Genomic DNA, 23,225 nt, shown 5'->3' with positions numbered 1-23,225 from the left:
TGTTCGAAATTACTGCTCAGCGTCAGACATGGAGGCTTCGATGATCAACGTGACCAAGACCTACCTTGGCGACATCAACAAGTTCAAATCCTACGTAGAAGGCATCTACGCAAGGGGCTGGCTAACCAATCACGGTCCCTTGGTGCATGAGTTGGAGGAGCGACTCAAAGCGTTTTTGGGGGTTAAACACGTGTTGCTGACCAATAACGGTACGCTGGCCTTGCAGGTCGCTTACCGCGCACTGGGGCTGAGCGGCAGCGCTGTGACCACTCCGTTCAGCTTTGTAGCAACAAGCAGTTCATTGCAGTGGGAAGGCATCCGGCCGATCTTCGCCGACATCGACGCGCACACCTGGAACATCTCGCCTGAGCATATAGAAAGCAGGATCGTTTCCGACACCACAGCGATCGTCGGCACTCATGTGTTCGGCAACCCGTGTGCAGTCGAGCGCATCGAGCAAATTGCGCGCAAACACCAGCTCAAAGTCGTGTATGACGGCGCTCATGCATTTGGGGTCAAACACGCCGGTCAGTCGGTGCTCAACTGGGGCGACATCAGCACATTGAGTTTTCATGCGACCAAGTTGTTTCACACCATTGAAGGCGGCGCCATCATTACCAACGATGACGAAATCGCCCGACGTGTCTACCTGCTGTGCAACTTCGGTATCGCCGACACCGACAAAATCGACGGCATAGGGATCAACGCCAAACTCAACGAGTTTTCGGCAGCCATGGGCCTGTGCATCCTTGACGACATCGACAGCATCTTTGAACAGCGTGCTGAGATTGCTCATTATTACCAGTCGCAACTGGGCGACTACGTGGACCTCCAGCAGGCAGAAGCCAACAGCCAGCTCAACAACAGCTACTTCCCCATTGGCCTGAGCGATGAGCAACAACTATTACGGGTACGGGCCGCCCTTAACGACAACGGCATCAACCCCCGTCGTTATTTCTACCCGTCTCTGGACACCCTCGAATACCTGCAGCCGCAAGCCGCTCAATGCAACTCCCGAGCCCTGAGCCAACGCGTACTGTGTCTGCCGATCTATCCGGGGCTGGCACGCGATGACCAAGACAAAATCATCGACACCCTAATCACTGAATGCAGTCTTGGCTCGATCAGCTATCAAGATCCAGCCTTCGCTCAGGTTATCTAGACGCCATGTCGAGAAAATTTTCCGTCATCAGAAATACGGCGTTAAGTTATGCCGGACAAGCTTATGCGTTGCTGGTCGGTATTCTGATAATGCCGTTTTACCTCGGCCATCTGGGGGCCGAGGCTTATGGCCTGATCGGTTTTTTCTCCGTCATGCAGGCATGGCTGCAGTTACTCGATGCAGGGATGTCCCCCAGTCTGGTTCGCGCTGTCGCCCACCAGCAGAGTTTGCCAGTCAGCGAGCGAAACGCCGGGCATTTACTGCGCTCGTTCGAGATTATTTTTTTACCCCTGGCAGCACTGTGCTGCGTGGTGATTTACGCCGCCAGCCCATGGATTGCGGTGGAATGGCTCAACGCTCGGGTCCTGGACCATCAAACCCTCATCAGCTGTATCAGCATGATGGGGGTGATCATCGCCCTGCGCCTGTATTCGACGCTCTATAAAAGCGGCATACAGGGTTTGGAACAACATGCCTGGCTGAACACCGCCAATGTGATCATTGCCACCCTGCGCTATTTCGGCGGGTTACTGCTGGTCAGTTCAATCTCTAACGATCCTCGGGATTTTTTCAAATTCCAGGTGCTGGTGGGTGTTATCGAAGCGTTGATCTTCGCGGCCCGCGCCTACCAGCAAATGCCGACCCCGCACCTGTTCAGCGGCTTCAACTGGGCGCTGGTCAAACCGATCATTCCGTTTGCCGCCAGCATGTCCCTGACGACCGTGTTGTGGATCGTCCTGACCCAGATGGACAAGGTTCTGCTCTCGGAAATACTGTTGCTCAAGGAGTACGGTTATTTCTCACTGGTAGCACTGATTACCACTGGCATTCTGATGTTGGCCAACCCCCTGGCGCAAACGCTCTTGCCGCGCTTGACGGTGTTGATGGCCGAAGACCGCCAGGACGACATGCATACCCTGTTTCTATCCGCCAACCGCTTCGTCTGTACCTTTCTGTTTCCGCTGGCTGCGGTCATCGGGGCGCACGCCGAACCGCTGATTTACGCCTGGACCGGTGATCACGCTGCGGCCCAATGGAGCCATACGATACTGCTTTGGTATTCATTGGGCAGCGCGATCATGGCCGCCAGTGCGTTCCAGTTCTACCTGCAATACGCCCACGGGAATATGCAGATGCATGTCTGGTACAGCGTGATTTCAGCGATGGTGACCGTGCCGGTCATGTTCCTGGCAATCCACTACCAAGGAGCCTACGGCGCCGCGCTGGCCTGGTTTGGTTTACGCCTGGTGTCTTTCGTTATTTGGCCATCGATCGTGCATAACCGATTGGCCCCTGGCATCCATGGCCAATGGTTACAGGACATTTTGCGTATCAGCCTGATGACCGCTGCCGGCATCGTGGTCAGCGAACCGCTGTTCCGCATGATCGCTGGTGATGACCGTTTCACGACCTTCATGGGCCTGGCTGCCAGCGGTCTGATCACCCTGGTACTGGTGGCAGGAAGCTACAAGCCGCTGGCCATGAAGATTTACATCTTGTTCAGCAAACCGAGTATTTGAGCCATGGATGCCATTTTGCAAAAAAACGTTACTGAGCACCCCTCCCAACCTCCGCTATTGAGCATCGTCTGCCCTGCGTACAACCAGGAAGCGTTTATTGCCCAGACGCTCGATGGCTTCCTGGCGCAAGAGACGAATTTTCCTTTCGAAATTCTGATTAACGACGATGCGTCCACCGACGGCACCCCCCACATCATCGCGCAGTATGTAGAGCGTTATCCGGAGATAATCAGGCCGTTTTATCATGGCGTTAACCAGTACCAGTTAGGCAAACCTTGTGTGCCGGCGCTGTTCAAGGAAGCGCGTGGACGCTACATCGCTTATTGCGAAGCCGACGACTACTGGACCGACCCACGCAAACTTCAAATCCAGGTGGACTTCCTCGAGAGCCACCCCGATTACTCAATGACCTACCACGACGCCATTTCCTTCGACAGCAATGGTGAACGAGGCATCCAGTTACAGGGCGAATTACGTCGCGACGCCAGCGCCATCGAGTTGCAAAAGGCGCGGCTGATTTCAACCCTGACCGTGTGCTTTCGCAATGTCTTTCACGAGATGCCGCCGGAATTGCTCCTCGCACCACTCAACGACCTGTGCTGGTGGTCGCTGCTCGGCGCGTTTGGCAAAGGGAAATTCCTCGCCCAGATCAAGCCCGCCATGTACCGCTTGCACCCAGGAGGCATTTTCTCCATGCGATCGCACAAACGAAAATTGCACATGAGCCTGCAGACGTGCACCAGCCTGGCCAACTACTACAACCGTATAGGTAATCAGGAGCTGTACGAGTACTTCCTGATTCAGGTGTTTGGTTTATCGCTGTCAGCCATAACACCGCTGCACAAGGTACAAGCGTTGCTATTGGTGGCCCGTAACATCAGCGTCAATCTCAGTAAACGTCTGCTACTGACGCTGTCGGGCAGTAAAGGTCATGTTCAATAACCTGCTGGTGATCTGCGTCGGCAACATCTGCCGCAGCCCGATGGCTGAGGCGATATTTCGCCAACGCGTCCTGGCGTCCGGTGTGCAGATTTCATCGGCAGGGACTCACGCCATGCTGACCGCGTCGATGGACCCTCTGGCCCGTGAAGTCCTGACGATTCATAAAGTGCCAACTTTCCAGCATCGAGCGCGTCAAGTCGATCGGCAGATGTTGCATCAGGCCGACCTGATTCTGCTGATGGAACAAGAACAGATGCACAGCATTTTGAAGCTGGCTCCAGAAGTACGCGGCAAAGTGTTTCTGATCGGTAAATGGCAACACGAGCTGGAAATAGCCGACCCCTACCGGCGCCCGAAATTAGCCTTCGAACAGACCTTCGAGCACCTTTCGCGTTGTGTGGATGACTGGCTCCCTTATCTTCAGTCAGGAGTAACAAGATAAATGACCATTATGAACCGCTCTTCCCTGGATTATTTCCAGGACACCCGGATCGATCTGGCAACTATCTTGCGCACATTGTTTGACCATAAGGGTCTGATCGCCTCGATCGTTAGCTTCTTTTTCCTGCTCGGCGTGGCCTATGCCCTGCTTGCCACGCCGGTCTATCAAGCCAACGCGATGATTCAGATCGAGCCGAAGAAAATCGGCATCGAAGCAACTCCGGAAGTCAGCAGCAAGCCCTTGTCAGTGTCTCAGGCCGCCACCGAAATCGAACTGATCAAGTCGCGGGCCGTGCTGGGCCGAGTGGTCGACGACCTCAAGCTCAACATTGTCCAGACGCCCCGTTACTTCCCGGTATTCGGCACATATATGGCCCGCACCTATAAGCCGCAAAGTGCGGGTGGATTCGCTGAGCCAGTATTTGACCTGAAGAACTACGCCTGGGGTGGCGAACGTATCAGCGTATTCCAACTGGAGGTTCCCGATGCCTTGCTCGGTGAACAGTTGACGCTGGTGGCTAACGAAACAGGCTCGTTCTCTCTGTACGACAAAAACCATCAGCTGCTGCTCAAAGGCCAGACCAATCAAACCGTTGAAGGTAACGGCGTGAAGATTCAGGTGGCCACGCTCCTGGCGCGCCCCGGCACCGAGTTCCAACTGACCAAAGAACGTACCCTGACCAGCGCGCTGGAATATCAGAGCCGTCTGAACATCAGTGAAGCAGGCAAGGATTCAGGCATCATCTACATGTCCATTCAGGACACCAACCCCGTCCAGGCCAAAACTATTCTTGATGAAATCAGCCGCCTTTACGTGCGCCAGAACGTTGAACGCAGCTCTGCCGAAGCCGCACAACGCCTGGAGTTTCTGCGCTCGCAACTGCCGCTGGTACGCAAGCAGCTGGAACAATCAGAGCAAGCCCTGAACGCTTTCCAGACCAGTGCCAAATCCGTGGACCTGAGCATCGAAACCAAATCGGTGCTCGACCAAGTGGTCAAACTCGACTCTATGCTCTCCGAACTGAAGCTCAAAAGAGTCGAGGTCGAACGGCTGTATACCCGTGAACACCCAACCTATCGCGCACTGATCACTCAGATGGACCAACTTGAAGCGCAAAAACAAGTCCTGTTGAAGAAAATCCAGGCGCTGCCGGTCACTCAACAAGAGTTGCTGCGCCTGACCCGCGACATGCAAGTCACCACTCAGACCTATACCTTGTTGCTGAACAAGAGTCAGGAACAGGACATCCTTCGCGCAGGCAGCATCGGTAACGTACGGATCATCGACAACGCTGACGTCAATATCGAAGAACCGGCCAAACCCTTGCGCAAACTGATCGTGCTCATCGCAACGCTGCTTGGCGCAGTGGTGGCGGTCATCGCGGTGTTCCTGCGCCAAGCGTTTTATCGCGGTGTGGACAACCCTGACATCATCGAAAATCTCGGCATGCCGGTCTACGCCTCACTCCCGTACTCGCGGAAACAAGAGCGTCTGGCGAAAAAAAACAAGGATCGTTCTGCGGCCACAGGGTCGAAATTACTGAGCGTCTCCGAACCTACCGAGTTGGCCGTGGAGTCGCTGCGGAGTCTGCGCACCAGCCTGCACTTCGCGATGCTCGAAGCACGCAACAACGTACTGATGATTTCCAGCCCGACACCGGGCGCGGGCAAGTCGTTCGTGTCCAGCAACCTGGCGGTGATCATTGCCCAGACGGGCAAGCGTGTGCTGCTGATCGACGCCGACATGCGCAAGGGCTATCTGCAAAAGGTATTCCGCCTGCACCCCAAATACGGCCTGTCCGACACGCTGGCCGCTCGCCTGACCAGCCACGAAGTGGTGAACGCCACAGAAGTGCCGAATCTGTATTTCATCTCCTGCGGTTTCACGGCACCCAACCCGTCGGAGTTGTTGATGCACGACAACTTCAACAAGCTGCTCAGCGACTTGTCGCCGCTCTATGACCTGGTGATTATCGACACGCCCCCCATTCTCGCAGTGACCGATGCCACGCTGGTCGGACGCCAGTCGGGCACATGCTTGCTGGTCACCCGCTTCGGCCTGAGCACGGTCAAGGAAATCGAAGCCTGCAAACGCCGTCTGGGACAAAACGGTGTGGTGATCAAAGGCGCCATTTTTAACGGTGTACTGCGCAAGGCATCGACCTCTGCCTACGACTGCGCAGCCTATGGATATGACTACAGCCCTGTTCGAAAGTGACAACACGGATCTCACTGAAATCAAGGAGATGACCATGGCCAACACAATCGCAATGATGCAGCCATACCTGTTTCCCTATTTGGGCTACTTTCAACTGATTGCCTCAACCGATGTCTTCGTCCTTGGCGATGACTTGCAGTACATCAGGTCGGGTTGGGTCAACCGCAACCGCATCCTTTATAACGGCGAAGCCAAACTAATCACCTTTCCGCTGAAACGGGATCGATTCGACTTGCCGATCAACCAGCGTTATCTGAGCGATGGCTTCATCGAGGAGGCTCAACGCCTGATTAACCTGATCACTCAAAGTTATTGCAAAGCTCCCTATTTCGCGCAAGTCATGCCCTTGCTGGAGCGTTTGATCCTCTTCCCGCAACAGAAGCTGGCGCCTTACATCGAACACTCGATCAGGGAAATGTGCGCCTACCTGCACATTGACACACCTATTCTTCGCAGCGCTGATCTGGATATCGGTATCCCAACCGACAAACAGGACCGGGTGGTACGGATCGTGAAAAATTTTGCTTGCGAGCGTTATCTCAATCCCATTGGCGGGGTCGATCTGTATGACGCTGAGTTTTTTGCACGGCATAACCTGTCGCTGGGCTTCTTCAAAATCAATCCGATCACCTATCGGCAATACAAAGAGCCTTTCGTTGCTAATCTCTCAATCATCGATGTACTGATGTTCAACTGCGTCGAGCAGGTTCAACATTTGCTGTCGTGCTACTCGGTCTACGACGCTGCAGTGCAAGACGACTATGAGCTCAAGAGCGCCACCGGCTGAACACCTGATGTTGTACTACCCAGTCAAACTTGGATTGCAGTGGAGTGAACATATGCCTTACATGGAAAGCCCCGCACGCTGGTATCTGATCCAGACCAAGCCGCGCCAGGAAGCCCGCGCGCAAGAGCACCTGCAACGTCAGCAGTTCGAATGCTATCGCCCGCTCAAAGCGACAGCGCCAAAAAAGCGCAACCCTCGGGCCGTCAGCAAAGAAGAACTGTTCCCCGGCTATCTGTTCATCCGCATGGATCAGGTAAACGACAACTGGTACCCGATCCGCTCTACCCGTGGAGTGGCCCGTATCGTCACCTTCGGCGCACATCCGGTCCCGGTGCGGGACGAACTAATCGAGCAGATTCGCCAACGGCTGTTGTTGCCTACGCCACAGCCGGAGTTTCAACAGGGCGACCATGTACTCGTAAAGGCGGGCAGTTTCTGCGACATCGAGGCGATTTTCCTCGCGACCGACGGCGAAGAACGCGCGGTGATTCTGCTCAATTTGTTGCAACGTGAACAGAAGGTCACCTTGCCGATCAGCAGTTTGGCGCGAATGGAAGAGCGAGCCTGAGAACTCTCTGACTCGGACTTTGACTGTTTATAAACAGCATGGAGCTCACCATGACCCCTAAAACAACGCTGGTGACGCTCACCTATGGTGATCGCTTGTCTTACCTGCAAACACTGGTCAGTCGTTCATTGGCCAGTCCCCAGATCGAACGCGTCATCATCGTCAGCAATGCGTCGGTGGCGCCACTCGAGTCACTCGCACGGGCCTGGCCAGGTAAGGTCGACATCATTTACCTGCAACACAACACCGGTTCGGCCAAAGGCTACTCGGTGGGTATCCAGGCCGCGCTGGACGCCGGTGCCGAGTACATTTGGTTGATGGACGACGACAACGCACCGACCGTCAATGCCATCGCGACCTTGCACAAATGCCTGTACAAACGCGAGCGCATCGATGGCCGTGAGAAAGCTGCCGTGTTGGGTTTTCGCCCGACCCATCAAGCCGATATCGCCGCGGGTGTGCCCAACTGCTTTGCCATTCAGCGTCGCTCAAGCTTCTTCGGTTTCCATATTGCCCAGTTGCCCTACAAGCTCTGGCGCCGCCTGCCTTGGGGTCATCCTCGGACAAAACAAACGCAACAGCGCATGGTGCAATTGCCGTTCGCGACCTATGGCGGTCTGCTCGCCCACCGCAATTTGTATAAAAAAATCGGCCTGCCGCTGGATGCGTTGCTGCTGTATGCCGATGACAGCGAATACACCTGGCGCATCACCGCCGGTGGGGGACGGATTTTCCTGGTCCCCGAAGCGCTGCTTGATGACCTGGAAGAGTCATGGAACATCAAGGCCAAGACCAGCAACATTTACGAAAGCTTCCTGCTGGGGGGCTCAGACCTGCGCGCATATTACGGTGCCCGTAATCAGGCCTGGTTCGACAAAAATATCTGGGCATCGTCATCCTTGCTGTACGGCCTGAACCGCTGGGTGTTCTTTCGCTTGTTGCGGGTGGTCGCCAAACGACGCGGGGCCGAACAACGCTTGAGTCTGATCGAAAAAGCCATTCACGACGGTGAATCCGGCGTGCTGGGGCTACATCAGTCGTATCCATTATGAAAATCCTGTTCATCAACAGTCTTTACCCACCGCATATTGGCGGTGGTGCAGAAATCATCCTGCAGCGCACCGTAGAGGGCCTGCAAGAACGTGGCTGCAAAGTGGTGGTATTGGCCACGGGACCGGAGCCTGGACTGAGCGAGGGTTCGTTAAACCGGATCAAGGTTTATCGTGCCGGGCTGCGCAACTTTTACTGGCACCACACCGCACAGCGTCCAGGGCGGCTGAGCCGGCTTGGCTGGCATGTGCGCGACCGCTACAACCGCAGCATGCGCGGATACGTGCGTGACGTGATCAGTATCGAGCGACCTGATTTGGTGGTGTGCCATAACCTCAGCGGCTGGTCCGTTTCAGTCTGGGATGAAATCAGCGCCGCCGGCTTGCCCATGGTCCAGGTGCTGCATGACATGTACCTGCTCTGCCCCCGCAGTACCTTGTTCAAAAAGGGCAAAAGCTGTGAGCACCAGTGCTTCAGTTGCAAACAGTTTCGCAAGGGCCACGATCAGCGATCGGCTCAGGTTGATACGGTGATCGGCGTTAGTCGTTTCATGCTCGACACCTTGCTAGACCAGGGTTATTTCCGCAGTGCCAAGGCCCATGTTGTCCACAACAGCAGCCCATTCCCCGCCCCGCGAGTACCCCCCCGGCACCTCAACGGTCTGACTGCCCGGGAACCGCTACGTTTTGGCTACATGGGCACGCTTTCCGAGGCCAAGGGCGTGCGCTGGTTGATCGAGCAATTCCAGCGCCTACCGTTCAACGCCACGTTGCAGATTGCCGGGCGCGGCCAGCTTAATGATGAAGCGCAGCTCAAGGCGCTGGTGACATCGCCGAACATCAGTTTTGTCGGGTATCAGTCGCCGGACGTGTTCTACAGCCAGATCGATGTCGCTGTGGTCCCATCCATCTGGAAAGAACCCTTCGGCATGGTCGCCGTTGAAGCCTGCGCTCATTCACGGCCAGTCATCGCGAGCCGCATGGGCGGGTTGCCAGAGCTTATTCAGGATCGGCTCAACGGCCTGCTGTGCAGCCCCGATGAGCCGGATTCGCTGGGGTTGGCCATGCTGCGCTTGCATCAGCAGCCTGAGCTGCTCACCCGGCTTGGCGCCCAGGCACGTGCGAGCATCGCGTCGCTGCTCAACCTGGACCTGATGCTCGACAGTTACCAAAGTATTTTCGACCAGACGCTCCTGGATAAAATCGCTCGACATGACGGTCAACCTTTGTCCCACCCAGTATTACCCGGCCCGTGACCCCCTGAGCAGTCGCTCCGGACCGCCGCCGCGTCACTGAGACGAAACATGCTCACTCCGAACCTGACCACGTCGCGCCAACAACTGACGTTATTGCTGTCGGGCCTGCTTTTCAGTGTCTCGGCCATGGGTGATGACCCCTTCATCATTGGCGTTGGCACCCACCTGCTCAATAAAAGCAGCTCATCGGCCAGTGTCATGAAGTTGATCAGCGACGCCGGGATCGACTCGGTACGTGATGACGCCTATTGGTCGACAGCAGAGCCCCGACGAGGACAGCTGCATATAGATCCGGCTTGGCAGTCCTGGTTGAACAAAGCGCACGAACATCGATTGCGCCCGTTGTTGGTACTGGGCTATGGCAACCCGTTTTACGACAACAATGCAAAACCCATCGCCCCCCAAGTCAGAGCGGCCTTCGGCAACTACGCGAGTTTCGTCACTCGAAAGCTGAGGGACCGCGTAGATTTCTACGAAATATGGAATGAGTGGGACCACGAGAATCCGGCCGATGCCGGTTCCTCCCGCGATTACGCAACCCTGGTTGATGAAACCGTGCAGCACATCCGGGCGCAAAACAAACATGCAAAAATCCTGGCTGGCGCCATCACCAGTCGAGGGATCGACTCAGGGTTTGCTGATCGTTTGCTCAAGGCTGATGTGCTGTCCCACGTGGATGGTCTGTCGCTGCACCCGTCCGTGTACTGCCGCAGTGCCGAGAACCACACCCCGGAGCACTGGATTGAATGGCTGCGAGAGGTGGATGCAGGCTTCAGATCGATTGCCGCCAGACCGGTGCCCTTGTACCTGACTGAAATGGGCTGGCCCAGTAACGAAGGCAAGTGCGGGGTCGATGAGAGAACCCAGGCGGCGTACCTGGCCCGCAGTTTTTTTTTGGCGAGAACCGTACCGGACATCAAAGGTATGTGGTGGTACGACCTTATCAATGACGGCACGGACCGCAGTGACCTGAAGCAGAATTTAGGTCTGCTTGAGCAAAATCTGCAGACCAAACCGGCCTACCAGACCCTCAAGGCAATCAGTCCAACGTTGCGCGAATACAGTTACGAGCCGGAAAAAAGCCGCGAGGATGGCTCGATTTACCTGCTGCGTTTCTCCAAAGGCCCCGAGCAGATACTGGTGGCCTGGAGCGCAGGCGGTAACCAGCACATACACGTTGACGCCAGCAGCGTGCAACGCGGCGATGTACAGATCATTGACACAGGCGAGCCCGAAAAGGGCCGCTTCGACAGCGGTACCGTCTGGCAATGCGACAACAGTCGCTGCTCGGCACTGCTCCCGATAAACGAATTTCCTAAAATTATCAGCCTGGGCAACACGCCTGCGCTCTTTAGCTCACAACATTGATCGCCCCTTGCGGCGGTAGTCTGCAACAGCACTTGGCAACAGCACCTACCTAGGCCTTTCAACCCTCCCCTCAGGTCGCCTCCGATGATTGTGATCAATGCACGTTTTCTTACTCAGGAATTGCGCGGCGTACAACGATTCGCTGAGCAGACTTGCCTGGCCCTCAAGCAGATGCGCGACGACGTGGTCTTTGTCGCACCCCATGGCATCAAGATGCACGAAAGCGCCAAAGCCCTGGATGTGCGCTGCATCGGACGCAATAGCGGTCACCTCTGGGAACAGCTGGACCTGCCGCTGTATCTGCGCCGCCAAGGCAGTCCGTTGCTGGTGTCGTTGTGCAGCACCGCACCACTGCTGTACAGCAACCAGATCGCTACCCATCACGACATCACTTACGTGCGTCACCCGGAAAGCTACTCCCGTGCGTTCCGTACGCTGTATCGGGTGATGACCCCGATCCTGCTGACGCGGATCAAAGCGCTGCTAACCGTGAGCAATTTTTCAAAGGGAGAAATTTCAGAGTTCTATAACTACCCCGAGCGCAATATTTTTGTAGTGCCCAATGCTGTCAGCGATGCCTTTCAACCGGGTCCGCCGCTCACCGATAAGCAGCACTACCTGCTGGCGGTGTCTTCACCCAGCGCACACAAGAATTTCAGTCGCATGATTGAAGCGTTCGTCACGTTGCGCGCTCAAGAACATCTGCAATTGCACATTGTCGGTGCCGCGAACGAAGTTTTTTCCGACCCCAACCTGAAACGACTGGTCAGCAGTGACCCCCGCATCCATTTTCTCGGCAGGCTCAGCGACGCCGAGCTGATCGCCCAATACCAGGGCGCAACAGCCTTTGTGTTCCCCTCACTGTATGAGGGGTTCGGCATACCGCCGCTGGAAGCTCAGGCCTGTGGTTGCCCGGTGCTGGCGGCCAATGCGGCATCAATCCCCGAAGTGCTGCAAGCCAGCGCACTGTATTTCGACCCGGTGGATGTCGGCCATATCGCCGTCGCCATGGAACGCATCCTGACCGATCTGCCGTTACGCCATTCTTTGCGCCGTCGCGGCCTGAACAACGTGGCACGGTTTTCCTGGGAGGACTCGGCCCGTCGCGTATCACAACGCATAGACGCCCTGCTCGCGCAAACCAATGACCCTGGATTGACCCGGCAGGAAGCGACCCAGCAGGCAGCCAATGAGAACCCCCCTGTGAAATCGTCATCCAGCAAGTCGTGAGGCATTCCCATGAAACGCTTGGCCTATCTCGACGCTTTACGCGGCATCGCTGCGCTCTTGGTGGTGTTCACGCATATGTACGTGCCGTTGTTTGGCAGTGTCTGGCTGCTCGACCATCTACTTGATCCGGGAAAGCTGGGGGTGCTGTGGTTCTTCATGATCAGCGGCATCGTGATTCCATTCAGTCTGCGACCTGGCCCTGACGGCGCGCGATGCTTTGTGATTTCGCGCGTGATGCGGTTGTACCCGGCGTACTGGCTGTCCCTGATGGTGTTCTTATGCATGTTGCAACTGACCAACGGGGTGTTTCCGCCATGGCCGCAGATCATTGCCAACCTGAGCATGATGCAGACCGCATTGGGCTTCGGCGATGTCATCGGCCTGTATTGGACGCTGTTTATCGAACTGGTGTTCTACAGTTTGTGCCTGCTGCTGTTCATGGGCGGCAAGCTCTTCGACCTGGTCTTGCGCACTCGTTGCGTCCTGGCGTTGCTGGTGCTGGCGCTGGTCATGGCCATCGCGCGCTATGTGACCGAGCGCAAGTTGCCAGTGGCGCTGCCGCTGGCGTTGTCGCTGATGTTCTTCGGCTCCATCTGGCGTCAGTGGTTGCTGGCCGAACACAGCCGCCAATTGACCCGTAGCCTGATTACGATACTGAGCGCCTACCTGTTGTTGCTGCCCTTGACCTTCGTCCTGGCCTATAACCAAGACATGGGCAACGGCGAAACCTGGAGCCGCTATCTGTTCACCTACGCCTTGGCCATCAGCAGCTTCCTGCTGTTGACCCGGAGCATGCAACTGGCCCACCCGCTGCTGCTCTGGCTGGGTGCAATCAGTTACTCGCTGTACCTGCTACACCCGTCGATGTTGATGCTCAGCCATTACCTGCTCAGCGGACTCAAGCTGCCGCCCCTACTCATTGCCGTGTTCGCCACTGCATTGACGCTGGGCGCCGCCCACCTGTGTTACCGCTGCGTCGAACTGCCTTTTATCAACCTCGGGAAGCGCCTCAACAATCGCCACGCCAAGACTCAGCCTGCCCAAGCCTGAACACAGCCCCGGGCTCACACGAGAGAATCCAATGAAAATTGCTATCGTCCATGACTGGCTGGTGACCTACGCTGGCGCCGAACGAGTACTCGCTGCGCTGATAAAAGCATGGCCAGAGGCTGATTTGTTCTCGGTGATCGACTTTCTCAGCGACCAGGATCGCGCCCATTTGGGAGGCAAGACAGCAAAGACCACGTTCATCCAGCGTCTGCCCAAGGCCAAAACCCATTACCAGAAATACTTGCCGCTGATGCCACTGGCCATCGAGCAACTGGACCTGTCCGGGTATGACCTGATCATCTCCAGTAGCCATGCCGTGGCCAAAGGCGTGCTGAGCGGCCCAGACCAGTTACACATCAGCTACGTGCATTCACCGATCCGTTATGCCTGGGATTTGCAGCACCAATACCTTTTCGAAGCCAGGCTGAACGAGGGTTTGAAAGGTAAGCTGGCGCGGATGATCCTGCATTACATCCGCATGTGGGATCAACGCACCGCCGCCGGGGTCGATGACTTTATCGCCAATTCGCACTTCATTGGCCGGCGCATTTCCAAAGCCTATCGCCGCGAATCGACGGTGATCTATCCACCGGTGGATACCGTGGGTTTTACCCTGCAAGAAACCAAGCAGGAGTACTACCTGACGGCCTCGCGCATGGTGCCCTACAAGCGCATGCCGATGATCATCGAAGCGTTCGCGGCGATGCCGGACAAACGTCTGATCGTGATCGGCGATGGTCCGGAAATGGCCAAAGCCCAAGCCATCCATGCGCCGAACGTAACGCTAATGGGCTATCAACCGTTTGCCGTGTTACAGGAACACATGCGCAACGCCAAGGCCTTTGTCTTTGCCGCCGAGGAAGACTTCGGCATCAGCCCGGTCGAAGCGCAAGCCTGTGGTACCCCGGTGATTGCCTATGCCAAAGGTGGAGTGCTTGAAACCATCTGTGGCCTCGACCATCCCTCGCCGACTGGCGTTTTCTACCCTGATCAAACGGCCGCGTCGCTGATGGCCGCCATCGACGAATTCGAAAACGCCAAACCACGGATCAGCGCCACAGCCTGTCGCAACAACGCCGAACGTTTTTCCGGTGAGCGCTTCGAGCGGGAAATCAAAAGCTTCGTAGAAGCACGCTTGAGTGCCGCTCACCCTTCACGCAATCCTCAGCCCGTGGCCGCAGCGGTACTCACTGCGCCAGTGGCCGTCGCCGATCACAGCGCGCGTGTAGTTCCGATCAAATCACTCTGAGCGAGCACAGCTTATGAGCACTCAATTTCGCGGTATTCTGCACGCGCATCAGTCGCTGCTATCCGTGGCTCACCGTTTACTCGACCTGGCCGTCATCGTGCTGTGCGGCTATTGGTTGAACCGCCTCAAAGGCACGCCCATGGGAGCCGAACCCTGGTTCCTGATCATACTCTCGGTGCTGGTCTTCCACTGGCTCGGTGAGTACCACCAGCTGTATGGCTCCTGGCGTGGCGAACGCATTCTGCGCGAGCTGACCAAAGTCTTCAGTTATTGGTCGTTGACGTTCATCATCCTGCTGTCCGTGAACTACGCATTGTTAAACCACGCCAATGTGCCCAACAACAGCCAGATGGCCTGGTTCGCGCTGGTGCTGATAGTGCTGTGTGGTTATCGACTGTTGATCCGCAGCCTGTTGCAGGCGCTGCGACGCCGCGGCCACAACACGCGTCGGGTGGCCATTGTCGGCACCGGGCAATGTGGCGAACGCTTGGCCATGTCGATTTCCAGCGCACCCTGGATGGGCATGAACCTGCTCGGTTTCTACGAAGAGGAACCTCGGCAGATGGACCACGCAATCGTTGGTCTACAGGTGCCGGTACTGGGCAATCTGGAACAATTGATCAGCCATGCGCGTGAAGGTCGCATCGACAAGATTTACATCACCCTGGCGCTCGATCAGCCGCATCTGTGCGAATTGGTCAAAGGCTTGAGCGACACCACCGCCTCGGTCTATCTGATTCCGGATATGTTCATGTTCGAGCTGCTGCACGCACGCACGCAAAGCATCAATGGCTTGACCAGTATCAGCATCTTCGATTCGCCGTTGGACGGCGCCTGGCGTGTGGTCAAGCGCCTGGAAGACATCGTGTTCTCCAGTCTGATTCTGGTGATGATCGCCTTACCGTTGGTGCTGATTGCCGCCACGATCAAACTCACATCGCCCGGCCCCGTGCTGTTTCGGCAGCGTCGTTATGGTCTGGATGGACGGCCAATCATGGTCTGGAAATTTCGCAGCATGAGCGTGCAGGAGAACGGCGATATCGTCCGTCAGGCCACACGTAACGATCCGCGGATCACACCACTCGGCGCCTTTCTGCGCCGCACCTCGCTTGACGAGCTGCCGCAATTCTTCAACGTATTACGCGGCGACATGTCCATCGTCGGCCCGAGGCCTCATGCGGTGGCGCACAACGAGCAATACCGCAAGCAGGTCAGCGGTTACATGCTGCGGCACAAGGTCAAACCCGGCATCACCGGTTGGGCGCAGATCAATGGCTGGCGTGGCGAAACCGACACCCTGGACAAGATGCAGAAGCGCGTCGAATTCGACCTCGAATACATCGAGCATTGGTCGATCTGGCTGGACATCAAAATCATTCTGCTGACCCTGTTCAAGGGCTTTCTCAACAAAAACGCATTCTAAGTAAATCATCTACTCTTTGCACAGCCAGGCTCATTGAGGAGGCGCGCTGGGGCGTGTGCGATCGCAATAACGCAGTACCGGTGTTGGTAAGGGATGCAATGAAATCACTGTGGTGCACCGTGCACCTTTCGGAAGGAAGAATAATATGAAGCGTACCCTCGCTGTTGTACTGTTTTCTAGCCTGATTTTGCAAGGCTGCGCATTTGCTCCTGGGCAGCATCTGACGCTAGGCGAAGTAGAAGACAATGCCCCTGACGCCCCTCAAGTCAAACTCGTCGACATTACCCCTCAATCCGTGCAGCAACAGCATGCCGCAAGCAAAGCCATAGTGCTGCCGCCTGAACTGTTGAACTACCGCACACCCGAATACGTCGTTGGTGCAGGTGATACCTTATTGGTGACCGTCTTTGAACACCCCGAATTGACAGCGCCGGGGTCCATGGCTCAGCTCGATGCCAACAGCCGTGAAGTACTGAGCGACGGCACCGTTTTTTTCCCCTATATCGGTAAGATCCAGGCTGCCGGCAAAACCGTTGCCCAGATACGTGAGCAACTGAGGATGGGCTTGCTGCCGCAGTACACAGAGGTCAAGGTCGACGTCAAAGTGTACCGTTACAACAGCCAAACCATATTACTGGCAGGCGCGTTCAAGACCTCGGGTACACAACCCATCACCAATATTCCGCTGAGTCTGGTGCAAGCCATCAGCACCGCCGGACTGGATCTGAACGACGCCAACCTGGCGGGGTTGACGCTCACTCGTGACGGTAAGGAGTACGTGCTCGATATCGACGCACTCAACCGCAAAGGTTCGCAACTGAGCAAAATCTTCCTCAAGAATGGCGACTACCTGCACTTGAACAGCAACTCGCAGAACAAGATCTATGTCCTGGGAGAAGTCGTACGTCCACAGGTCATTTCTTTCAGCACCTCTAGCCTGACGTTGATGGAAGCCCTCGGTAATTCAGGTGGCCTCGCCGTGGACTCTGCCGATGGCAATGCGGTCTACGTGATCCGCAGTGTGACTAACAATGGCCTGACAGGTGCCACGGTTTACCACCTCAATGCGGATAAACCGACCGCCTTCGTGCTGGCCCGTGAGTTTGAACTCGAGGCACAGGATGTGGTGTTCGTCGGCCCGGCCAATATCACCCGCTGGAACCGCTACATCAGCAATTTGCTGCCATCGGCCAGCGTGGTCGCCACCGGCGCTGCATTCAAAAACTAAATCGCAGGCAAAAAAAATCCCCGCCTCCACCGAGTGCGGGGATTTTTTTGCCTGCGATTTAACAACTGACCACTGTTGCGCCATCAACAGCTCATCAACAGTTGATGCACCCTGTGTCACTGCAGCAACAGTCAGCCGCCGACCCCACAAACACTTACTTTATAAAAATCGTTTAATTTCATATGGTTAACTACTAATTCGATACTGGCACGCATGCTGCTTTGTTCTTGAGTAACCGATGACCGGACCGAAGCCATCTGCATGGCGGGTGACATTGACCCAAGGACATACAACATGTTGGTAGTTTCTCTCTCAGGCAGCCCTGCCCTGAAATCCCGTTCCGGGGTGGTTCTGGAACATGCGCGTCATTGGCTGCAAGCCCATGACGTGAACGTCCAGGCCCTCAAAATTCGTGACTTTGCGGCAGAAGACCTGCTCTACGCGCGCTTCGACAGCCCGCAGGTCATCGACTTTATCGAGGCAGTCAGACAGGCCGATGGCCTGCTCATAGGCACGCCGGTGTACAAGGCGTCATTTTCCGGCGCACTGAAGACCCTGCTTGACCTGCTGCCCGAGCGTGCGTTACACGGCAAGGTTGTTCTGCCACTGGCCACCGGCGGCAGCATTGCGCACATGCTGGCGGTGGACTACGCGCTGAAACCGGTGCTCTCGGCGCTCAAATGCCAGGAAGTACTGCACGGTATCTTCGCCATCGATACCCAGATCAGCTACAGCGACAACCCGCAGGGTGGCGAACTCGACGAAATCCTCACCGAACGCCTGCATGAAGGGCTGGAGCATTTCCATCATGGACTGCTGCGAAGGGTCCAGGCCCGGCACTCGCTGCCCGGTGGCCATTTGAAACTGGCATTGTGAACACGCAGTGTTGCAGCCTGTTTTTAACGCAGTATTGTGTGCGTAGCACCGAAGTCGCCCAGCCTGCAGTAGTTTTCACACAGCCTGATCGGGATTAATGCTCGAACAACAGGGGATACAACGACAGCACCAGCAACAGCGCCATCGAGCCGTTGAATACTCGCAGCCAACGCGGGTTACGCAAGACCGTGCGCAGCAGGCTGCCGAACCCGGCCCAGATGCTGACCGTTGGGGCATTGATCAAGGCGAACACGGCCGCAATGATCCATACATTGCTGAAATAACCCTGCAAGGGGGTGTAGGTACTAATCGCCCCCACGGCCATGACCCAGGCTTTAGGGTTGACCCATTGAAAAGCGGCGGCGCCCCAGTAACCGAGCGGGCGAGCCTCGCTGTTTAGTTCATGGGTGACAGGCCCTGACGTGGCAATTTTCCAGGCCAGATAAAGCAAATAGGCCGCGCCTGCGTAACGCAGCACGCTGTACAGCAGTGGATACGCCTGGAACACCGCGCCCAAGCCAAGACCGACCGCCAGCACCAGGACAAAAAAGCCACAGCTGATACCGAGAATATGGGGGATAGAACGATTGAAACCGAAGTTCACACCCGACGCCAACAACATCGTGTTGTTAGGCCCCGGTGTAACAGAGGTAACAAAAGCAAATAAGGCGAAGGCCAGCAGCAGATCAACAGTCAGCGTCATGAGTCGGTCCAGGATAAAAACAGTCAGGACCCACCCTATCGCAGGGGTTGCTGAAAACCCACGGACAGTTAAGTGAAACTTCGGACAGTACAGTTACGAGTCGTTAACGCAGCGAAGCCGATTGTGTAGGCACCCTCAACCCTGACGATCCGGGGCAGCGACGCCATGAGCGGCGTTCATCTCGCCACGGTTGTCGAATTCGTGGACGATTTGCGGCGAGCTGATCAGCTGGGCTTTCTTGGCCTGGTATTCGTCAAACGACAAACCACGACGGTTCAAGTCTTCGAGCGCCAGTTCGCGGGTCTCTTCGGCGGTGTAAGGACGCAGTTCCGGAGAGTGGCTGGCACATCCAGAAAGAACGGCAGCGGTGAGCAACAAGGCAAGGGGCAGCAAGCGGTTCATAAGCATGTTCACAAGGTTCGTTTCGGAATGAGCCAAGGCTACTCGTCGCCCCCAATGAACAAAAATCATCGTGCTCGATAGTTGCTATCGATTTCTTTGCGCTCCCCCTCGCCTGACAAAAAATGCCGCCCACCCCCTCCCACAAAAAAACGTCCCTCGTTGCCCAACAGCAAAGTGAAGCGCCGAGCTGTTTGAGGTTTATATATTTAGTTTTCTTATCAATCCATCAGAAAAACAAAATTAACAAATCATTGAAGGCAAGCGAAGATGCAACGAACGCTCTCCGACAGCCTGCTTGTCGGTCAACAACTACAAAAGGCGGATCACCATGGCTGGGCTCGACAAACGAGTGGCAACGTACGAAGAAGCACTGGAAGGGCTGACCGATAACATGACGGTGCTGTCCGGTGGTTTCGGTCTGTGCGGCATCCCTGAAAACCTGATCGCGGAAATCAAACGTCGTGGCGTCAAAGGCCTCACCGTTGTTTCCAATAACTGCGGTGTCGACGGCTTCGGTCTCGGGGTGCTGCTCGAAGACCATCAGATCCGCAAAATGGTCGCGTCTTACGTCGGCGAGAACGCCCTGTTCGAACGCCAACTGCTCAGCGGCGAGCTGGAAGTCGAACTGACCCCGCAAGGCACCCTGGCCGAAAAAATGCGCGCTGGCGGTGCCGGCATCCCCGCTTTTTATACCGCCACCGGTTATGGCACCCCTGTCGCTGACGGCAAGGAAACCCGCCAGTTCAATGGGCGCAACGTGATCCTTGAAGAGGCGATCACGGGTGATTTCGCCATCGTCAAAGGCTGGAAAGCCGACCATTTCGGCAACGTGGTTTACCGCCATACCGCGCAGAACTTCAACCCGGTCGTCGCCACTGCCGGCAGGATCACCGTGGTCGAAGTCGAAGAAATCGTCGAACCCGGCGAACTGCTGCCAAGTGAGATCCACACCCCCGGTATTTATGTTGATCGCGTGATCCTGGGCACCTTCGAGAAACGCATCGAACAGCGCACCGTCAAGAAGGCCTGAGGCCGTTCTTTCGCTGCACTCAAAGAGTCTTCTCGTTTAGAACACTCTCGCTCCGAACAATAAGAGATCCTGACCATGGCACTTTCCCGCGAACAAATGGCACAGCGCGTCGCACGTGAATTGAAAGATGGTTTTTACGTCAACCTGGGCATCGGCATTCCGACCCTGGTCGCCAACTACGTGCCTACCGATATCGACGTGATGCTGCAGTCGGAAAACGGCCTGCTCGGTATGGGCGAGTTTCCCACCGAAGAAACCATCGATGCCGACATGATCAACGCTGGCAAACAAACCGTGACCGCGCGCAAAGGGGCCTCGATTTTTTCCTCCGCCGAATCCTTTGCCATGATCCGTGGCGGTCATGTTGACCTCACCGTACTGGGTGCTTTCGAGGTCGACGTCGAGGGCAACATCGCCTCCTGGATGATCCCCGGCAAGTTGATCAAAGGCATGGGCGGCGCGATGGACCTGGTGGCCGGTGCCGACAACATCATTGTCACCATGACCCACGCGTCCAAAGACGGTGAATCCAAACTGCTGGCGCGCTGCAGCCTGCCGCTGACCGGTGCCGGCTGCATCCGCAAAGTGCTGACCGACCTCGCTTACCTGGAAATTGCCGACGGCGCCTTTATCCTGCGCGAGCGTGCACCGGGGGTCAGCATTGAAGAAATCATCGCCAAGACCGCCGGTAAATTGATCGTGCCGGACGATGTCGTGGAAATGACGTTTTAAACCCTATTCGCAGGCAAGCCTGCTCCCACAGTAAACCGCATATCCCTGTGCAGCCTGTGAGGGAGCAGGCTTGCCTGCGAACAAGGCAGCAAAATTTTCCAGATGTAATCAGACGATGCCATCACGTTGTGCCATCCTGCCCCTTCAGTACTTGAAGGGGTTTGTTGTTTTATAACGCCCCCCTGACAAGAACGGGCTACATCCTTAGCCACTCAATAATAAATTCAAAAAAAGGTAGGACTCATGGCCGCCGATATAGAAGACAGCCGCTATGCCCGCTTTGCCCTGCGTTGCGCCAATTGGGCTGAACGCTGGTTCCCTGATTCCTGGGTGTTCGCCGTGCTGGCGGTGGTTATCGTGGCCGTTGCGACCATGGCCATGGGTGCCAAGCCGACTGAGGCCGCCACCGCGTTTGGCGACGGCTTCTGGAGTTTGATCCCGTTCACCATGCAGATGGCTTTCGTGGTGATTGGTGGTTATGTGGTGGCCAGTTCGCCACCCGCGGTACGCCTGATCGACCGCTTGGCGCGCATCCCTAAGAACGGCCGCTCAGCAGTGGCCTGGGTGGCATTGATCTCCATGGTTGCCTCCTTGCTGAACTGGGGGTTGTCGCTGGTGTTTGGCGGCCTGTTGGTTCGTGCGCTGGCTCGACGCACCGATTTACGCATGGATTACCGTGCCGCCGGTGCGGCGGCCTATCTGGGCCTGGGTGCGGTCTGGGCGTTGGGGCTTTCGTCTTCGGCGGCGCAACTGCAAGCTAACCCGGCCAGCTTGCCGCCGTCGATCCTGGCGATTACCGGCATGATCCCCTTCACTCAAACCATCTTCCTCTGGCAGTCAGGCGTGATGTTGGCGATCCTGATCGTGGTCTCGCTGATCATCGCCTACGCCACTGCACCCGGCCCCTCCAGCGCCAAGGATGCAGCGGCCTGCGGTGTCGACCCGAGTTTCAGCCTGCCGGCAATACCCAAGCGCTCACGCCCTGGTGAGTGGCTTGAGTACAGCCCGATATTGATCATTCTGTTAGTGCTGCTGGCCGCAGGCTGGTTGTTCCATGAGTTCTCGACCAAACCGGCGATCACCGCCATTTCCGGGCTGAACACCTATAACTTTCTGTTCATCATGACCGGTGCCCTGCTGCACTGGCGGCCGCGCAGCTTCCTCGATGCGGTGTCTCGCGCAGTGCCAACCACCACGGGCGTATTGATCCAGTTCCCGCTCTACGGTTCGATTGCGGCACTGATGACCACGGTCAAAGGCAGCGATGCGCAAACCCTGGCCCACCACATTTCGACCTTCTTCACCCAGATCGCCTCGCACGACACTTACGCGCTGCTGATGGGCGTGTACTCGGCGGTGCTGGGCTTCTTCATTCCGTCAGGCGGCGGTAAGTGGATCATCGAAGCGCCTTACGTGATGCAGGTCGCCAATGACCTGAAATATCACCTGGGCTGGGCGGTGCAGATCTACAACGCTGCAGAGGCCTTGCCGAACCTGATCAACCCGTTCTACATGCTGCCGTTGCTGGGCGTTCTGGGCCTGAAGGCGCGTGACCTGATCGGGTTCTCGTTTGTACAGCTGCTGGTCCACACCCCGTTGGTGTTGTTCCTGCTGTGGGCGTTGGGCACCACGTTGGCGTACATCCCGCCGGTCATGCCATAAACCACTGGCCACTGCTTGTCATCGACAGACAGTGGCCTTCAAGGCGGTGACTGCGCGGCCTCGGCAATCAGGGCAATCATTGGTTCAGTCCTCTCTCGCAGACCTTGCTGGAAGCATAGAGTGCGCACGCCCGAATGAGCGCCGAAACCAACGGAGGGGTAACACCTGCTAGAGCGGCTCTTTCCGGCTGAAACAATGTGGCGATAAAAAAGGGATGCCCTGCCAGTTCGATCGCGCGGACTTCACCCATTTGGTCATGCCCAGAAACTTTCAACGGCCCCGATAACAGCGAATCCCTAAATTCTTTATTGAGTCCATAACGGCAACGA

At 56.4% G+C, this 23,225-nt stretch carries 21 protein-coding genes and 1 pseudogene; 19 read left to right on the top strand and 3 right to left on the bottom strand.

All coding sequences use genetic code 11. The annotated features are described in order from the left end of the window. Positions 1-40: 40 nt before the first annotated feature. The 16 genes from AC1ME2_RS22180 to ssuE all read left to right on the top strand — a co-directional run bounded on the left by AC1ME2_RS22180 (position 41) and on the right by ssuE (position 18,367). Positions 41-1,162 carry a DegT/DnrJ/EryC1/StrS family aminotransferase gene (locus AC1ME2_RS22180; RefSeq protein WP_480436805.1) on the top strand — a complete coding sequence of 374 codons (1,122 nt, stop codon included), beginning with the start codon at positions 41-43 and terminating at the stop codon, positions 1,160-1,162. Between the two features lie 5 nt (positions 1,163-1,167). Beyond that, positions 1,168-2,682 (top strand): lipopolysaccharide biosynthesis protein, encoded by a 1,515-nt coding sequence (locus AC1ME2_RS22175; RefSeq protein WP_480436804.1) that lies wholly within the window; start codon positions 1,168-1,170, stop codon positions 2,680-2,682. Between the two features lie 3 nt (positions 2,683-2,685). After that, complete coding sequence (locus AC1ME2_RS22170; RefSeq protein WP_480436803.1) at positions 2,686-3,624, top strand: glycosyltransferase family 2 protein; 939 nt, start codon at positions 2,686-2,688, stop codon at positions 3,622-3,624. Continuing rightward, positions 3,614-4,066 (top strand): low molecular weight protein-tyrosine-phosphatase, encoded by a 453-nt coding sequence (locus AC1ME2_RS22165; protein ID WP_480436801.1) that lies wholly within the window; start codon positions 3,614-3,616, stop codon positions 4,064-4,066. The genes AC1ME2_RS22170 and AC1ME2_RS22165 overlap by 11 nt, the downstream gene beginning before the upstream one ends. Next, positions 4,067-6,283, top strand: a complete 2,217-nt coding sequence (locus AC1ME2_RS22160; protein ID WP_480436800.1) for a polysaccharide biosynthesis tyrosine autokinase — start codon at positions 4,067-4,069, stop codon at positions 6,281-6,283. 34 nt (positions 6,284-6,317) lie between these two features. Next, positions 6,318-7,070: a WbqC family protein gene (locus AC1ME2_RS22155; protein ID WP_480436798.1), complete on the top strand. Its 753-nt coding sequence runs from the start codon at positions 6,318-6,320 to the stop codon at positions 7,068-7,070. Between the two features lie 52 nt (positions 7,071-7,122). Next, on the top strand, positions 7,123-7,638 hold the full coding sequence (gene rfaH / locus AC1ME2_RS22150) for a transcription/translation regulatory transformer protein RfaH (RefSeq protein WP_480436796.1): 516 nt from the start codon (positions 7,123-7,125) through the stop codon (positions 7,636-7,638). A 50-nt stretch (positions 7,639-7,688) separates the two neighbouring features. Further along, positions 7,689-8,690: a glycosyltransferase gene (locus AC1ME2_RS22145; protein WP_480436794.1), complete on the top strand. Its 1,002-nt coding sequence runs from the start codon at positions 7,689-7,691 to the stop codon at positions 8,688-8,690. Next, positions 8,687-9,943 carry a glycosyltransferase family 4 protein gene (locus AC1ME2_RS22140; RefSeq protein WP_480436792.1) on the top strand — a complete coding sequence of 419 codons (1,257 nt, stop codon included), beginning with the start codon at positions 8,687-8,689 and terminating at the stop codon, positions 9,941-9,943. The genes AC1ME2_RS22145 and AC1ME2_RS22140 overlap by 4 nt, the downstream gene beginning before the upstream one ends. Before the next feature lie 48 nt (positions 9,944-9,991). Next, positions 9,992-11,311 (top strand): hypothetical protein, encoded by a 1,320-nt coding sequence (locus AC1ME2_RS22135; protein WP_480436789.1) that lies wholly within the window; start codon positions 9,992-9,994, stop codon positions 11,309-11,311. Between the two features lie 84 nt (positions 11,312-11,395). Continuing rightward, on the top strand, positions 11,396-12,541 hold the full coding sequence (locus AC1ME2_RS22130; protein ID WP_480436788.1) for a glycosyltransferase family 4 protein: 1,146 nt from the start codon (positions 11,396-11,398) through the stop codon (positions 12,539-12,541). A gap of 9 nt (positions 12,542-12,550) precedes the next feature. Beyond that, entirely contained in the window at positions 12,551-13,591 is a 1,041-nt protein-coding gene (locus tag AC1ME2_RS22125; RefSeq protein ID WP_480436786.1) for an acyltransferase family protein, read from the top strand. A 31-nt stretch (positions 13,592-13,622) separates the two neighbouring features. After that, positions 13,623-14,840 carry a glycosyltransferase family 4 protein gene (locus AC1ME2_RS22120; RefSeq protein ID WP_480436785.1) on the top strand — a complete coding sequence of 406 codons (1,218 nt, stop codon included), beginning with the start codon at positions 13,623-13,625 and terminating at the stop codon, positions 14,838-14,840. A 13-nt stretch (positions 14,841-14,853) separates the two neighbouring features. After that, positions 14,854-16,263, top strand: a complete 1,410-nt coding sequence (locus AC1ME2_RS22115) for an undecaprenyl-phosphate glucose phosphotransferase (RefSeq protein ID WP_480436784.1) — start codon at positions 14,854-14,856, stop codon at positions 16,261-16,263. A gap of 145 nt (positions 16,264-16,408) precedes the next feature. Further along, positions 16,409-17,491, top strand: a complete 1,083-nt coding sequence (locus AC1ME2_RS22110) for a polysaccharide biosynthesis/export family protein (protein ID WP_480436783.1) — start codon at positions 16,409-16,411, stop codon at positions 17,489-17,491. Positions 17,492-17,785: 294 nt separating this feature from the next. Then, on the top strand, positions 17,786-18,367 hold the full coding sequence (ssuE, locus tag AC1ME2_RS22105; protein ID WP_480436781.1) for an NADPH-dependent FMN reductase: 582 nt from the start codon (positions 17,786-17,788) through the stop codon (positions 18,365-18,367). Positions 18,368-18,461: 94 nt separating this feature from the next. On the opposite strand, the gene AC1ME2_RS22100 is transcribed toward ssuE, so the two are convergent. After that, positions 18,462-19,070, bottom strand: coding sequence for a LysE family translocator (locus AC1ME2_RS22100; protein ID WP_480436780.1), 609 nt, complete (start codon positions 19,068-19,070; stop codon positions 18,462-18,464). A gap of 135 nt (positions 19,071-19,205) precedes the next feature. Continuing rightward, positions 19,206-19,472, bottom strand: a complete 267-nt coding sequence (locus tag AC1ME2_RS22095) for a hypothetical protein (RefSeq protein ID WP_480436778.1) — start codon at positions 19,470-19,472, stop codon at positions 19,206-19,208. 328 nt (positions 19,473-19,800) lie between these two features. Here AC1ME2_RS22095 and AC1ME2_RS22090 point away from each other — a divergent pair, with 328 nt between their 5' ends. The 3 genes from AC1ME2_RS22090 to AC1ME2_RS22080 all read left to right on the top strand — a co-directional run bounded on the left by AC1ME2_RS22090 (position 19,801) and on the right by AC1ME2_RS22080 (position 22,896). After that, entirely contained in the window at positions 19,801-20,502 is a 702-nt protein-coding gene (locus tag AC1ME2_RS22090; RefSeq protein ID WP_480436777.1) for a CoA transferase subunit A, read from the top strand. A gap of 75 nt (positions 20,503-20,577) precedes the next feature. Further along, positions 20,578-21,234, top strand: a complete 657-nt coding sequence (locus tag AC1ME2_RS22085) for a CoA transferase subunit B (protein WP_480436776.1) — start codon at positions 20,578-20,580, stop codon at positions 21,232-21,234. A 243-nt stretch (positions 21,235-21,477) separates the two neighbouring features. Next, the gene (locus tag AC1ME2_RS22080) at positions 21,478-22,896 is read left to right on the top strand and encodes a short-chain fatty acid transporter (RefSeq protein ID WP_480436775.1); all 1,419 of its coding nucleotides are present in this window, start codon (positions 21,478-21,480) and stop codon (positions 22,894-22,896) included. Between the two features lie 76 nt (positions 22,897-22,972). On the opposite strand, the pseudogene AC1ME2_RS22075 reads toward AC1ME2_RS22080, so the two are convergent. Further along, positions 22,973-23,224, bottom strand: a pseudogene (locus AC1ME2_RS22075) (hypothetical protein); the annotation flags it as partial. Between the last annotated feature and the right edge of the window lies 1 nt (position 23,225).

The organism is Pseudomonas sp. ASL9, assembly GCF_056680335.1.
The sequence above is the reverse complement of the archived record's forward strand: the minus strand, read 5'-3'. Positions and strand labels throughout refer to the sequence as shown.